The organism is Massilia agri, from assembly GCF_024753255.1.
GTDB classification, from domain to species: Bacteria; Pseudomonadota; Gammaproteobacteria; order Burkholderiales; family Burkholderiaceae_D; genus Telluria; species Telluria agri.
The window spans coordinates 42,816-56,069 of sequence record NZ_JANUHA010000020.1; the positions used below are offsets into that span (position 1 = coordinate 42,816).

At 67.5% G+C, this 13,254-nt stretch carries 14 protein-coding genes; 8 read left to right on the top strand and 6 right to left on the bottom strand.

Annotation, left to right across the window (positions count from 1 at the left end):
• The first annotated feature begins 9 nt into the window (after positions 1-9).
• From NX780_RS21545 to NX780_RS21560, 4 genes are all read left to right on the top strand, one after another.
• Complete coding sequence (locus NX780_RS21545; RefSeq protein WP_258829934.1) at positions 10-402, top strand: hypothetical protein; 393 nt, start codon at positions 10-12, stop codon at positions 400-402.
• Positions 403-660, top strand: coding sequence for a DUF5985 family protein (locus NX780_RS21550; RefSeq protein WP_258829935.1), 258 nt, complete (start codon positions 403-405; stop codon positions 658-660).
• 4 nt (positions 661-664) lie between these two features.
• Positions 665-934 carry a DUF5985 family protein gene (locus NX780_RS21555; protein ID WP_258829936.1) on the top strand — a complete coding sequence of 90 codons (270 nt, stop codon included), beginning with the start codon at positions 665-667 and terminating at the stop codon, positions 932-934.
• A 66-nt stretch (positions 935-1,000) separates the two neighbouring features.
• The gene (locus tag NX780_RS21560) at positions 1,001-1,258 is read left to right on the top strand and encodes a hypothetical protein (RefSeq protein WP_258829937.1); all 258 of its coding nucleotides are present in this window, start codon (positions 1,001-1,003) and stop codon (positions 1,256-1,258) included.
• A 35-nt stretch (positions 1,259-1,293) separates the two neighbouring features.
• Here the strand turns inward: NX780_RS21560 and NX780_RS21565 are convergent, their stop codons facing one another.
• Complete coding sequence (locus NX780_RS21565) at positions 1,294-2,130, bottom strand: phytanoyl-CoA dioxygenase family protein (RefSeq protein WP_258829938.1); 837 nt, start codon at positions 2,128-2,130, stop codon at positions 1,294-1,296.
• A 231-nt stretch (positions 2,131-2,361) separates the two neighbouring features.
• Between NX780_RS21565 and NX780_RS21570 the strand changes: the two genes are divergently transcribed.
• Positions 2,362-4,701: a hybrid sensor histidine kinase/response regulator gene (locus NX780_RS21570; protein ID WP_258829939.1), complete on the top strand. Its 2,340-nt coding sequence runs from the start codon at positions 2,362-2,364 to the stop codon at positions 4,699-4,701.
• A gap of 12 nt (positions 4,702-4,713) precedes the next feature.
• On the opposite strand, the gene NX780_RS21575 is transcribed toward NX780_RS21570, so the two are convergent.
• The gene (locus NX780_RS21575; RefSeq protein ID WP_258829940.1) at positions 4,714-5,139 is read right to left on the bottom strand and encodes an NUDIX hydrolase; all 426 of its coding nucleotides are present in this window, start codon (positions 5,137-5,139) and stop codon (positions 4,714-4,716) included.
• Between the two features lie 160 nt (positions 5,140-5,299).
• Between NX780_RS21575 and NX780_RS21580 the strand changes: the two genes are divergently transcribed.
• Positions 5,300-6,379 (top strand): mechanosensitive ion channel family protein, encoded by a 1,080-nt coding sequence (locus tag NX780_RS21580; RefSeq protein WP_258829941.1) that lies wholly within the window; start codon positions 5,300-5,302, stop codon positions 6,377-6,379.
• An 85-nt stretch (positions 6,380-6,464) separates the two neighbouring features.
• Here the strand turns inward: NX780_RS21580 and NX780_RS21585 are convergent, their stop codons facing one another.
• Complete coding sequence (locus tag NX780_RS21585; protein WP_258829942.1) at positions 6,465-7,676, bottom strand: glycosyltransferase family 1 protein; 1,212 nt, start codon at positions 7,674-7,676, stop codon at positions 6,465-6,467.
• A 333-nt stretch (positions 7,677-8,009) separates the two neighbouring features.
• Positions 8,010-9,215, bottom strand: a complete 1,206-nt coding sequence (locus tag NX780_RS21590) for a DUF2863 family protein (protein WP_258829943.1) — start codon at positions 9,213-9,215, stop codon at positions 8,010-8,012.
• A 142-nt stretch (positions 9,216-9,357) separates the two neighbouring features.
• On the opposite strand from NX780_RS21590, the gene NX780_RS21595 reads away from it, so the two are divergent.
• Both NX780_RS21595 and NX780_RS21600 read left to right on the top strand, forming a co-directional pair.
• On the top strand, positions 9,358-10,650 hold the full coding sequence (locus NX780_RS21595) for an NCS2 family permease (protein WP_258829944.1): 1,293 nt from the start codon (positions 9,358-9,360) through the stop codon (positions 10,648-10,650).
• A 132-nt stretch (positions 10,651-10,782) separates the two neighbouring features.
• Complete coding sequence (locus tag NX780_RS21600; protein WP_258829945.1) at positions 10,783-11,586, top strand: DUF481 domain-containing protein; 804 nt, start codon at positions 10,783-10,785, stop codon at positions 11,584-11,586.
• A gap of 36 nt (positions 11,587-11,622) precedes the next feature.
• On the opposite strand, the gene NX780_RS21605 is transcribed toward NX780_RS21600, so the two are convergent.
• Entirely contained in the window at positions 11,623-12,921 is a 1,299-nt protein-coding gene (locus tag NX780_RS21605; protein WP_258829946.1) for an MFS transporter, read from the bottom strand.
• Positions 12,918-13,235 carry a thioredoxin family protein gene (locus NX780_RS21610; RefSeq protein ID WP_258829947.1) on the bottom strand — a complete coding sequence of 106 codons (318 nt, stop codon included), beginning with the start codon at positions 13,233-13,235 and terminating at the stop codon, positions 12,918-12,920. Before NX780_RS21610 ends, NX780_RS21605 begins: the two co-directional genes overlap by 4 nt.
• Positions 13,236-13,254 lie beyond the last annotated feature (19 nt).

A 13,254-nucleotide genomic window follows, 5' to 3' on the forward strand; every position in this document is an offset into this window, starting at 1 on the left:
TCGGTACGAATGAACCGTCCGCCGATTTCCGAAGAGCTGCGCCGTTTTATCCTGACGAGCGTGCCCTCGGTGCCCTTCCTCGAGGCGCTGCTGCTGCTGCGCGCCAGTCCCGGCCAGCATTGGTCCGGGGCGATGCTGGCTCGTCGACTCTATATCGCCGAGCGCACCGCCCAGGGCCTGCTGGACGAACTGTGCCGTGCGGGCATGGCCGCGCCCTGCCCCGCTCCGGACGAGCACTGCTATTGCTACGCGCCGGCCTCGAGCACGCTGCGCGAACGTGTCGACGGCCTGGCCGAACTGTACGCACGTCACCTCGTTGACGTCACCAATCTGATCCATTCTTCTCTCGACCGGAAGGCGCAGCAGTTCGCCGACGCCTTCCGCCTGCGAAAGGATTCCTAAATGGGCGAACTCATCTATACGTTGTGCATGCTGACCTCGCTTGCCTGTACCTGGCTGCTGCTGGCCAGCTACCGGCGCACCCGTCACCGTCTCCTGTTCTGGAGCGGCCTGTGCTTTGCGGTCATGACATTCAATAATCTGTTCCTGATTTTCGACAAGATCGTCTTCCCGAACGTCGATTTCATGCCGCTGCGTCTGATCAGCGCCCTGGTGGCCTGCCTGCTGCTGCTCTACGGACTGATCTACGAGAAGGAGTGAAACGATGACCCAGCTGACCTACGGTGCGATCTCGATGGCTTCGGTGACCATCGCCCTGTTCTTCCTGCGTTTCTGGCGCAACACGGGCGATCGCTTCTTCCTCTACTTCGCCCTGTCCTTCTTCATCGAAGGGGTGCACCGCATCTACTCGGCGGCGCTGAACGAGGCCGGCGAAGATTCGCCCCTGCACTACCTGATCCGCCTCCTGGCCTACGGCCTCATCCTGTGGGCGATCCTGGAAAAGAACCTGCCGCAGCGGGAGCGGCGCGACTAGCGTGCGCCCGGCCCGGCGGACGAAAGCGATAATGGGTCCATGAGAAACCGTCAACAGGAGGACAGCATGGCCCAAGGCAATCAACAGAAAGACCAGAGCGCCCCGGTCGCCGGCGGCGGCGAGAAACAGCGTTCCGACAACCTGCTGCCTGGCGAAGGCGGCGCGGAAGACGGCCGCTTCGACGTGGCCGAGGAAGTCAGCCTGGACCAGCATTCCGACGAAGCCCGGCGCGTCGGCCAGGTGCCGGAGAACGGCATCGCGGACTCGCTGCCGGAAGCGCTCAAGTCGCCCATCCCCTCGCAGCAGGTCCCGCCGAAAGACTAAGGCCCGCGGGCCGCCCTGCGGCGGCCCGTTTCACTTCATCCGCCCATCGTCACACCCATCTTCAGCCCCTCGATGGTATGGGCCTGCTGGATCGGCTCGAGTTCGTCCACCACGCGGCAGTTCAGGTGCTTGCGCACCTCTTCGGGCAGGCTCTCGTAGTAGGCGCGCGACATCTGCAGGTCGTGCCGGATGGCGTTGGTCGCATCCGGCGCGTCGGCGCCGACCACCAGCACCGGGCGCGACACGTTCGAGCGGTTGGCGGTGCCGCGGTGGATGGTCAGCGCCGAGCGCGCCGAGATGTCGCCCATCTGCGGCAGCTTGCGCTGGGCCAGCGCCTCGTAGCGCGGCCACAGGGACTGGTCCGGAAACATCGGGTCGCCCTCGTACAGATCCCATTGCGTACCGGGAGCGATCTCGAACGGCCCCATCTCCTCGGTGACGTCGACGGTGGTGAGGTTGAACGCCAGTGAGCTCAGGCGCCGCCCCTGCACCGTTTCCGGCGGCGAGGCGAAGTCGCGGTGCCAGGGTTGGTGCATGGCGCCGGGACCCGGCACGTCGAAGCCGACCTCGACCAGGCGATACTCGGGACCGAGCACCGCGCTGCACACCGCCACCACCCAGGGATGGGCGGCGATTTCGGCGAAACCCCGCAGGCGCTCCGGGTGCACCTCGACGTAGAAGCGGTTCGGGCCGCGGTTGAGCGCCCCGCCGGGGCGCGCCTGCGCCTCGAGGAACAGCTGGTCGATGTCGGCGCGCAGGTCCTGGATGAATGCGCGGCTGAAGGCGCCGCGCAGGCCGATGATGCCGTCGCCGTAGAGGCCGCGCATGATGTCGGCGATCTCGATGCCGGCGACCTTGTGTTGTGCTTCCATCTTCTCCTCCGGTAAAGCCGCGCGGCCATGGTGTGGATGGGCGCCGCGCGAGGTCCGGTCCATATTAGCGGCATTCCTCCGGGGGTGGCGCGAGCACGGCAGGCGCTGCCCCTTCGAGACCGTTGACAGCGCCGCCACACCCCCGTACATTGACGAATTGTCACAACAGTCCCCCATCAAGATGAAACCATCCTGCCGGCGCCGAGAGCGCGCCGCCCCCGGGTCGGCGCCGTGAACGCCGCGTCCTCGACCTATCCCAAGCGCGCCAGCGTGCTGCTGGTATGCGGTCGTCCGGACAGCGATCCCGCCGTCCTGCAGGTGATGGCCGTGATGGGAGAGTCGATCGTACGGGCGCGCTCCCACATCGAGGCCCTGGCCCTGGTGCGCGAACAGGATTTCGCGCTGATCCTGGTCGGCTATCCGGGCGACCTGGACGCGCTCGCCGACACCATCCGCCAGGTGCGCGGCAACCGCCGCTCGAGCCATACCCCGGTGGTGGCCCTGGCCCTGCCCGAGCATGCCGGCTTTTCCTTCGAACCCCTGTACGAGGCGGGTGCCATCGCCGTGCTCACCGAACCGCTCTCGCCCGTGATCCTGCGCGCCAAGGCGCGCTTCTACATCGAAGCGTTCGAGGCCATGGTGCAGCGCGGCCGCGCGGAAACGGCCCTGGTCGACACCCGCTCGCGCCTGGAAGCCATCATCGACGCGGCCGAACTCGGGGTCTGGAACTGGGACGTGCGCTCCGACCGCGTGAGCGGCGACGCCCGGATGGCCAGCATGTTCGGGATCGATCCGGCGCTGCCCGAAGGCTGCCCGGTGGGCGCCTATTTCGCCGCCTTCCACCCCGACGACGTGGCGCCTACCCGCGCCGTGCTGGCGCAGGCCCTGGTGCGCGGTGGTCTCTACGACGCCACCTTCCGCGTGCGCCGCGTCGAGGGCGGCTGGCGCTGGGTGATCGCGCGCGGCCAGGTCGAACACGATGCGCACGGCGCGCCGTGCCGCCTGCGCGGCGTGGTCATCGATGCGACGCGCCAGTTCGAGGCGGAGCAGCAGCTGCGCCTGAGCGAGGAACGCTATCGCACCCTGTTCGACTCGATCGACGAGGGCGTCTGCGTGATCGAGATGCTGTATGACAGCGGCGGCCAGCCCTGCGACTACCGCTTCCTCGAGACCAATCCGGCTTTCGTCAAACAGACCGGCCTGAGCGACGCGATCGGCCGCACCATGCGCCAGCTGGCGCCGGGCCACGAACGCCACTGGTTCGAGATCTACGGGCGCGTCGCCACCACCGGCGAGGCGGCGCGCTTCGAGAACGAGGCGCGCGAACTGGGCCGCTGGTACGACGTCTATGCCGCGCGCATCGGCCCGGCCGAGCAGCACCGGGTGGCCGTCGTCTTCAACGACGTCACCGAACGCCGGCGCGGCGAGAATGCGCTGCGCAAGATGGCCGACGACCTGGCCGAGGCGAACCGCCAGAAGACCGAATTCCTCGCGACCCTCGCCCACGAGCTGCGCAACCCGCTGGCGCCGATCAGGAGCGGCCTGCAGTTCATCCGCCGCGCACCTGGCGACGCCGCCGCGGTGTCGCGCGTGTACGACATCATGGAACGCCAGCTGGGCCACCTGGTGAACCTGGTCGACGACCTGCTCGACGTGGCCCGCATCACGCGCGGCCAGATCGAGCTGCGGCGCGAACGCATCGACCTCGCCGCGGTCCTGAGCGCCGCGGTCGAAACCAGCATGCCGCTGATCGAGGCGGCGCGCCATCACCTCGACGTGCGCCGTCCCCGGGAACCCCTGGTCGTCGACGCCGACCTGACCCGCATGACCCAGGTGGTCTCGAACCTGCTGAACAACGCGGCGCGCTACACCCCGCGCGGCGGGAGCATCGTGCTGGCCGCGGAGCGCGACGGCAACGAAGCCGTGATAGCCGTCTCCGACAACGGCATCGGCATCGACCCGGCCTCCCTCGACGACGTCTTCAGGATGTTCACCCAGGTCGGCGAGAGCCGCCAGCAGGCCGCCGGCGGCCTGGGCATCGGCCTGTCGCTGGTGCGCAGCCTGGTCGAGCTGCACGGCGGCAGCGTGACGGCATCGAGCGCGGGCACGAATGCCGGCAGCGTGTTCACGGTGCGCCTTCCGCTGGCATCCGGCGAGGCGTCGCTCCCCTCCGGGCACGCAGCCGCCGCTGCCCCCGCGGCGCCGGTGCGCGAGGGCCTGCGCGTGCTGGTGGTCGACGACAACCGCGATGCCGCCGAGACCCTGTCCGCGCTGCTGAGCCACGCCGGCCACAGTGCGCCGGTCGCCAACGACGGCCACCAGGCGCTGCGCATGCTGACGTCCTTCCAGCCGCATGTGGTCTTCCTGGACCTGGGCATGCCGGGCATGTCCGGCTACGAGGTGGCCGCCGCGATCCGGCGCGACCCCGGGAATGCGGGTGTGCGCCTGGTGGCCCTCACCGGCTGGGGCGGCGAAGCCGACCGCGAGCGCACCGCGCAGGCAGGCTTCGACCGCCACCTGACCAAGCCGGCCACCGCCGAAGCGATCGAGGGCGTGCTGGCCGGCCTGTAGCGCGGCGCGCCGCTACCAGGCTATCCCGAGCAGCACCTCGGCCATCCGCGGCCAGCACAGGGCGCGCAGTTCCGCGCGCGCGGCCCAGCGGTAGCCGTCCATCTCCGGCGTGGGCAGGCCCGTCACGTGGTGGGGGAAGGTGCTCGCGCAGTGGAGCTGTTCGAGGCTGCACGCTTCTTCACCCACCTCGACGAGGAAGAGGTGCAGGCGCTTGTCGCGCCGGTAGGCGAAGGGGCCGAGCTCGCGAAACGCGCCGGCTTCGAACACCAGCCCCGCCTCCTCAAGCAGTTCGCGCATCGCCGCTTCGAGCTCGGTCTCGCCCGGGTCGCGCATGCCCTTCGGGATATCCCACTTCGGCGTGTGAGTGACGTGGCCGAGCAGCAGCTCGCGCCTTGGATTGACTACCAGGGTACCGCAGGAAACGCTGTGCTTCGCCATGCCGGGCCGCCTCGGATTCTCGATGGGCTACTGTATCGGCCGCCGCCGCCGCATGTCAACACGCCGGACGCGCCATCAATTGTGCGCGCCGCTTGGGCCCGACCCCGCACACTACCCCTTTGTCTTGTTTCTTGGCTGGGAGTGGTGGATGGAGTTCTTATTGAGTAACAACGATCTGGAAAACTGGATGATGGCCGTGGGCGTCTGCCTGGGTTCGACGGCCGCGCTGTACTTCGTCCGCGCCATCATGCTGCGGCGCCTTGGCGAGCTTTCGCGCCGCACCGTGACCCGCGCCGACGACCTGGCCGTGCGCATGCTGCGCAAGACCTACCTCGTCTTCCTGCTGGCGATCGGCATCCACCTCGGCAGCATCTTCCTCGTCATGCCGGACAGCTGGCGCCTCGTGATCTCGCGCATCGCGGTGGCCTCGCTCCTGCTGCAGCTGGCGATCTGGGGCGACACCGGCCTGCGCGCCTGGCGCGCCCAGTTGCTCGCCACGCCCGGCGACGGGGCGCGCAAGGCCTCCAGCACCATCCTGTTCTTCATGATGCGCCTGGTGGTATGGACGGTGGCCTTCCTCATGATGCTGGATAACTTCGGCTTCAACATCACCACGCTGGTGGCGAGCCTGGGCATCGGCGGCATCGCGGTGGCCCTGGCCACCCAGAACATCCTCGGCGACCTGTTCGCCTCGCTGTCGATCATGCTGGACAAGCCTTTCGAGGTCGGCGACTTCATCATCGTGGGCGATGCGCTCGGCGCGGTCGAGTACATCGGCCTGAAGACCACCCGCCTGCGCGGCCTGGGCGGCGAACAGATCGTGTTCTCCAACGGGGAACTGCTGCGCAGCCGCATCCACAACCACAAGCGCATGCTGTCGCGCCGCGTGGCCTTCATCCTGCGCGTGGCCTACGGCACCGCCGAGTCCCAGATCACCGCGATACCCGCCATGATCCGCGAGATCGTCGCGGCGCGCAGCGACGTCGATTTCGAGCGCGCCCACTTCTTCCGCTACGGCGACTGGTCGCTCGACTTCGAGGTCGTCTACCACTTCAAGAGTCCGGACTACATCCTGCACATGGATGCGCAGCAGGACATCCTGCTGCAGGTCTACCGCGCCTTCCAGCGCGAAGCCATCCAGTTCGCCCATCCCCTGTCGGTGGTGCGGGTCGCGGACCCGAAGGATCCGGCCGGGGGCTGGCCCGCGCCGGGCGCCGGCGGTTCTCCGCTGCGGCACTAAAAAAAAGCCGGCCACGGGGAATTCCGTGGCCGGCCTGTCGATCAACTCGACGCGGCCCGCGAGGCAGGCCGCATGCGAGGGATACTTACGCGGACTTCGCGACGCGCACCTGCGCGGTCTTCACCGTGGAGACGTCGGAGTTCGCCACGCCCGCTTCCATCTCTTCCGGCTGGGCCGGGCTCAGGAGGCGCTGGGCCTTGTTGCCCGGCACAGCGCTGGAAATCAGCTCGTGCATGCGGGTGGCGGTGCGGTCCCAGGAGGTGCCCGCGACGACTTCGCGCATGCGCTTGGCCAGGGCCAGCTTCTCGTCCTCGCCCAGGGCCAGCATGCGCTCGCAGGCGGCGATATAGGTCTCCGGCGTGTCGGCGATCGCCACCACGTCGCCATAGGGCACGACCACGTCGGTGATCGGGGTCGAGACCGAGGGCAGTTCGGCGGCCATGTATTCCAGCACCTTGGTCGGCGAGATGAACTTGGTCGAGTCGTTCATGGCGAACGGCAGCAGGCAGACGTCCCAGCCGGCCAGGAACTTCGGCAGCTGCTCGTAGGTGCGCTGGCCCATGTAGTGCACGTTCGGCTGCTTGGGCAGGGTCGCAGGGTCGATCTTCACGACCGGGCCGACCAGCACGATGTTCCAGTCCGGGTGCGCGTCGGCCATGCGCGAGACCAGCTCCACGTCGAAGCGCTCGTCGATCACGCCGTAGAAGCCCAGGCGCGGATGCGGGATGTGGGCCTGGTCCGGGTGCGAGATCTCGCGGTCCTGGGCCTGGCGGAAGTGCTTGGCGTCGACGCTGCTCGAGAAGCAGTGGGCGTTGGCGTGGCGGTCGCGCTTGGACTGGTAGAGACTCGGGCCGCCGGTGAAGACGACATCGGCCATGTTCAGCAGCGCGCTTTCGCGTTGCAGCAGCTGTTTCGGCGCGTTCTTGAACATCGCCAGTTCGTCCATGCAGTCGTAGACGATCTTGGACGGGTGCAGGCCTTGCAGCAGCGGCAGGGCCATCGGGGTGTAGAACCAGACCACCGGCTGTTCGCCGCTCGGGACGAGGTCGGCCAGCAGGGTCTGCAGGGTCGGGATCTGGTCGTCGTGGAAGCCATGTGCGTGAATGGCGGTATGCGGCTGGCACACCGTGATGTTCGGCGCAACCGCCGTCTTCTTCAGGTATGCCTGTCCTTCGCTATACACCGGTTCCTCGACAAACAGGATTTGGTAGTGTTCCGCCAAACGCGTCATCAGGTGTTGGGGACGCTGGAAGACAAAATCCCAACGCAGGTGGCAAAACACGATCAAGGTCGGCATATTCAGTTCCTTTCGCCTTCGTGGCGCTATTTTGTTGGCAAAGCCTGGCAGTTTCTCTCTCGAAGCCAGTGCCCGGCGACGCGAAGCGCACCGGATCCCGAAATCGTAACATGCAAATTTCCCAATATTTTCATTTATGCATTGCAATATTGGTAATGAGAAACTGTTGACGCGCCCTTGTCCCGTCCTTGTCATAGAGGAGACCGTATGGATGAGCAGGGCCCTGTAAGGCCCGTCCTACATCGATACAGGAAAATCCACTACGCTCAATCCGCGTGCTTTTTACCGCCCTCGGCAGGGAAAACCAGCCACTCGCAGACGCTTGCGCGGGCCTCAGCGCGCCTCGTAGGGTTCGGCGCCCTCCGCATGCCCGTCTTCGCTGAAGCCGCTCGCGATCGATACGCCTTCCAGGCCGAGTGCCAGCAGTGCGTCGCACAGGTTGTCGACTTCGACGGCCAGGTCGGCGGCCAGGTCGACGGCGGTCTCGACGCTGCCCCAGGGCCGGCCGCCGTCGAGCGCGTAGAGGTTGATTCGCAGCACGATGTGCTCTCCGGCATCGATCGGCGCCACCGCGGCATGCACCTGGTCGGCTTCCAGGCCCTTGGCCGACAGCGTGCGCGCGACCTCCGACAGGGTCGAGAGGGTCGACAGCTCGGACACGCCCTGCTCCTTGGCGCCGTAGAACAGGTCCTGGTAGAGGAAGTCGACGTGCACGCGCTCGGGGTCGCCGGCCAGGCACCGGCGCAGCAGCGGCGCAACCTGGAAGGTCCAGGCGCGGTAGCGTTCCTCGCGCGCGCCGTACCAGGCGTCCGCCCCCGCTTCGTCGGCGGGAATGGCATAGAAGGGATCGTCGGCGCGCTTGAGCGAAAAACCCAGCAGGAAACGCAGTTCGACGGCCGAATCGTCGGGCGCGAAACGTTCGCCGGTCCAGCCGCGGATGCTGGCTTCGATGGTCGGCGCCGGCTGGAGCTTCTTCTCCAGCAGGGAGTTGGCGGCCTCGCGCAGCATCTCCTGCAGGGTCGAGAAGGCGATGTGGTCGACCTCGGCCAGGTCGTAGGCATGCTGGATCAGCACCACCTTGCCGCTACCGCCTTCCAGGCCGCCGGCATGGAAGCTTGCCGACAGCGCCTCGAAGGCCTCCGGGTCCTGGAAGGTTTCCTGGGCCACCAGGCCGCCCGGGCTGCGCACGAAGAGCGGTATCAGGAAGGCGTCGATCTCGTACTCCGCCTCGTCGCGGCGGATCCTCAGCGTGGCGGCTTCCTCCTCGATGCGTCCGCGCAGCAGGCGGCAGGCCTGCGGGTCGGTGAAGCGGGCAGTCTCGATCGCTTCGTACAGGGCTTCGTCGCGCTTCTTGCGCAGCAGTTTCCTCACCGCGGCCAGTAGTTCCTCCTCGCGCTCGTCCTCCGTCGCGAAGCCCGGTTCGTCCTCGCGCTCGGCGATGGCGAGGGCCAGGTCGGCCAATTCCTGGGCCTGGCTGGCGGCGTCCGGCTCGCGCGGATTGTTGGAGGTGCGGGGCAGCGGACGTTTGTTTTTCGGCATGGCGATGATTCGGTAATGGTGGAATCGCCATGTTAGCGCATCGGCGGCAAGGCGGGCTTCCGGCAGCAAGGGCCATGCGCACCTGTGCCCGGCCGGTGGCAGATGTTATGCTTCGGGCAAAACAACCACGGAGCGTAGCGCAATGCTCGAAAAACTCTTCAAACTCAGCCAGAGCGGCACCGACGTCCGGACCGAACTGCTGGCCGGCCTGACCACCTTCCTGACGATGGTGTACATCATCTTCGTCAACCCCTCCATCCTTGGCGACGCCGGCATGCCCAGGGAGTCGGTCTTCGTCGCCACCTGCATCGTGGCGGCGCTCGGCACCGCCGTGATGGGCCTGTACGCCAACTATCCCATCGCGATGGCGCCCGGCATGGGCCTGAACGCCTATTTCGCCTATGCCGTGGTGCTCGGCATGGGGATTTCCTGGCAGGCGGCACTCGGCGCCGTCTTCATCTCCGGCTGCCTGTTCATCGTGGTGACGCTGGTGGGTCTGCGCGGGGCCATCGTCAACGGCATCCCGCGCTCGATGCGGGTGGCGATCACGGTCGGCCTGGGCATGTTCCTGGCCCTGATCGCGCTGAAGAACGCCGGCATCGTGGTGGCCAGCGAGGCGACCCTGGTCAAGGCCGGCGACCTGCACCAGCCCCAGGCGATCATGGCCGTGGTCGGTTTCCTGGCCATCGTCGCCCTCGACCGCCTGAAGGTGAAGGGCGCGATCCTGATCGGCATCGTGCTGGTGACCGTGCTGTCCTTCTTCTTCGGTGGGAACACCTACAAGGGCATTTTCTCGGCGCCGCCGAGCATCGACCCGACCCTGTTCCAGCTCGACATCGCGGGCGCCCTGTCCGCCGGCATCCTGAACGTAGTGCTGGTGTTCTTCCTGGTCGAGCTGTTCGACGCCACCGGCACCCTGATGGGGGTGGCGCGCCGCGCCGGCCTGCTGGTCGAGGGCAAGATGGAGCGCATGAACAAGGCCCTGCTGGCCGACAGCGGCGCCATCGTCGCCGGCAGCCTGCTGGGCACCTCGAGCACCACCGCCTACCTGGAAAGCGCTTCGGGCGTGCAGGCCGGCGGACGCACCGGCCTCACCGCCCTGGCGGTCGCGGCGCTGTTCCTGGCCTGCCTCTTCATCGCGCCGCTGGCCGGGGTCGTGCCGGCCTACGCGACGGCGCCGGCCCTGCTGTTCGTCGCCTGCCTGATGCTGAGCGACCTGGGCGACGTCGAATGGGGAGACTCCACCGAGAGCATCCCGGCCGCCGTCACGGCCCTCGGCATGCCCTTCACTTTCTCGATCGCGGAAGGCATCGCCTTCGGTTTCATCACCTATGCCGCGCTCAAGCTGCTCACCGGCCGCGCGCGCGAGGTGGCGCCGGTGGTGTGGGTGATCGCGGCCCTGTTCGCTTTCAAGATCGTTTACATAGGAACCTGAGCGGCGGGCGGCCGGCATGCCGCTTGCGTAAAAAGGCGTTAAACAGCGTCCAAATGTGTCCCAAAGCATCGCTTCGCGCTGCCTTTGGGATACAATGTCGCCGATCTTGCGAATACCAAGGTGGGCAATCCGATGCAAAAGACAACTCTCTCCCTGCTGGCGCTGGCGCTCCTTGCCATGCACGGCGCGGCGCACGCCGACGACGACCTTCCCCAGGTGATCGATGTCCATGGTCCGCTCAGGGTCGCGCTGCCGAAAATTCCCGAAGGCGGCTGGTTCACCTCGGCCGAACTGGGCGCGATCGCGACCTCCGGCAACACCACGGGTACCTCGATCACGGGCAAGATCGACGCGCGCCACGAGACCGCGAAATGGAGCCACGAATTCGTCGTCAGCGGCTTCTTCAAGGAAGACGAGTACGAAGACGAGGAAGGCAACAAGGAGCGCAGCAAATCGGCCGAGCGTTTCGCCGCCTCGGCCAAGGCGTCCTACAAATTCCTCGGCGCCGGCAGGCGGGCCTTCATCCTCGGTTCCCACGTAAACGACCGCTTCGGCGCCTACACCCGCTATTCCTCGCTCTCGATCGGTCACGGCCGTCAGTTGCTGAGCGAGGCCGACAAGACGCTCGACGTCGAGATCGGTCCGGGCTATTTCCAGGGCGAGCGCGACACGGGCGAGGACGAGAGCGGCCTGACGGTGCGCGGCGCGGCCCAGTTCCGCTGGCGCCTCAGCCCTTCGGCCTTCTTCGCGCAGACGGTCAGCGTGGAAAAAGGCACCTCCAACACCCACTCGGTGGCCGAGACGTCCCTCAGCACCAAGATCAATTCGACCATGCAGATGAAGGCCGGCTTCAGCGCCCGCAACGACAGCAGCGTCACGCCGGGCAAGAAGAACACCGACACCCAGACCTCGCTGACGATGGTGTATTCCTTCTGACGCCCGGCGGCGCGGCCGGATGGCCGCGCCTTCTCCTCAGCGCACCTCCGCCGCCTTGGCGGCGTCCCTTCTCCCGACCAGCAGCAGGGCCAGCAGGCTCAGGATCGCCGCCGCGCTCAGGTACCAGCCGACCGAAGGCAGGCCGTGGTTCGTCGCCAGCCAGGTCGCGATATACGGCGCCAGCGAGGCGCCCAGGATGCCGGCGAAGTTGAAGGTCAGCGAAGCGCCCGTATAGCGCACCTCCGGCGGGAACATCTCGGCCAGCAGGGTCCCCAGCGGCCCGTAGGTGAAGCCGACCAGGCACATCCCCGCGATCATGAAGACGGCGGCGGCTGCCAGCGTGCCGGCGCCGAACAGGGGCCCGAACAGCAGGCCGAAGACCGCGATCGCCGCGCTCACCAGGATCATCGCCGTGCGCCGGCCGTAGCGGTCGGCCAGGATGGCCGAGGGCGGGATCGTGAGCCCGAAGAACACCACCGCGACCAGCTGCAGGGTCAGGAAAGCCTGGCGCGAGAAACCGAGCTTGCTCGTCCCCCAGCTCAGCGCGAACACCGTCATCAGGTAGAACACCACGAAGGTCGCGAGCGCGACCAGGGTGCCCAGCACCAGCTCGCGCCGGTGCGCGCGCAGTACCGTGAGGGCCGGCACCTTGACCCGCTCGCCCCGGTCGAGGACCTTCTGGAAGTCCGGCGTCTCGGTGATCTTCAGGCGCACGTAGAGCCCGACCACGACCAGCAGCGCGCTGGCGAGGAAAGGAATGCGCCAGCCCCAGGCGAAGAACTCCTCGTCCGGCATCAGCTCGCCGAGCAGCAGGAAGGTGCCGCCCGAGAGGAAGAAGCCGAGTGGCGCCCCCAGCTGCGGGAACATGCCGTACCAGGCGCGTTTTTCCGGGGGCGCGTTCTCGGTGGCGAGCAGCACCGCCCCGCCCCACTCGCCGCCCAGGCCCAGGCCCTGGCCGAAGCGGCACAGGGCCAGCAGCAGCGGCGCGGCGGTACCGATGGTCGCGTAGGTCGGCAGGAGGCCGATCAGGATGGTCGAGATGCCCATGGTGAGCAGGGCCGCGACCAGGGTCGCCTTTCTCCCGACGCGGTCGCCGAAGTGGCCGAACACGGCCGAGCCGACGGGACGGGCGAAGAAGGCGATGGCGAAGGTCGCCAGCGACTGCAGGGTGGCGGCCGCCGGGTCGCCGGCCGGGAAGAACAGCCGCGGGAAGACCAGCACCGCGGCGGTGGCGTAGATGTAGAAGTCGTAGAACTCGATGGTGGTGCCGATGAGGCTCGCGAACAGGACGGTGCGGGGCTTGTTGGCTGCCCTGGCCGGTACTGCAACGCTCATGCGGCGCCTGCCTGGGCCAGGGCCACGCGCACCTCGTCGCTCGAGACCGGACGCACGACGCGCGCCACTTCCTGGCCATCCTTCAGCACGACGACCGTCGGCCACAGCTTGATCCGGAAGGACCGCCCGAGCGGGCGGCCCGGGCCATCCTCGACCTTGATGTGCCTGACTTGCTGGCCCCCGGCCAGGCCCTCGTTGATGAGCGGCTCGGCGGCGCGGCAGTAGCCGCACCAGTTGGCGCCGAAATCGAGGACGACGATGCCCGGCAGCGCGTCGATCGCGCTGCGTTCGGGCTGGGCGGTTTCGTAGGTCATGCGGATGCTCCTCCATTTG

Bases quoted from the DNA above. Each gene is read 5' to 3' on its own strand.
- NX780_RS21545 (WP_258829934.1), top strand. From the start codon at position 10: ATGAACCGTCCGCCGATTTCCGAAGAGCTGCGCCGTTTTATCCTGACG.
- NX780_RS21550 (WP_258829935.1), top strand. From the start codon at position 403: ATGGGCGAACTCATCTATACGTTGTGCATGCTGACCTCGCTTGCCTGT.
- NX780_RS21555 (WP_258829936.1), top strand. From the start codon at position 665: ATGACCCAGCTGACCTACGGTGCGATCTCGATGGCTTCGGTGACCATC.
- NX780_RS21560 (WP_258829937.1), top strand. From the start codon at position 1,001: ATGGCCCAAGGCAATCAACAGAAAGACCAGAGCGCCCCGGTCGCCGGC.
- NX780_RS21565 (WP_258829938.1), bottom strand. From the start codon at position 2,130: ATGGAAGCACAACACAAGGTCGCCGGCATCGAGATCGCCGACATCATG.
- NX780_RS21575 (WP_258829940.1), bottom strand. From the start codon at position 5,139: ATGGCGAAGCACAGCGTTTCCTGCGGTACCCTGGTAGTCAATCCAAGG.
- NX780_RS21585 (WP_258829942.1), bottom strand. From the start codon at position 7,676: ATGCCGACCTTGATCGTGTTTTGCCACCTGCGTTGGGATTTTGTCTTC.
- NX780_RS21590 (WP_258829943.1), bottom strand. From the start codon at position 9,215: ATGCCGAAAAACAAACGTCCGCTGCCCCGCACCTCCAACAATCCGCGC.
- NX780_RS21595 (WP_258829944.1), top strand. From the start codon at position 9,358: ATGCTCGAAAAACTCTTCAAACTCAGCCAGAGCGGCACCGACGTCCGG.
- NX780_RS21600 (WP_258829945.1), top strand. From the start codon at position 10,783: ATGCAAAAGACAACTCTCTCCCTGCTGGCGCTGGCGCTCCTTGCCATG.
- NX780_RS21605 (WP_258829946.1), bottom strand. From the start codon at position 12,921: ATGAGCGTTGCAGTACCGGCCAGGGCAGCCAACAAGCCCCGCACCGTC.
- NX780_RS21610 (WP_258829947.1), bottom strand. From the start codon at position 13,235: ATGACCTACGAAACCGCCCAGCCCGAACGCAGCGCGATCGACGCGCTG.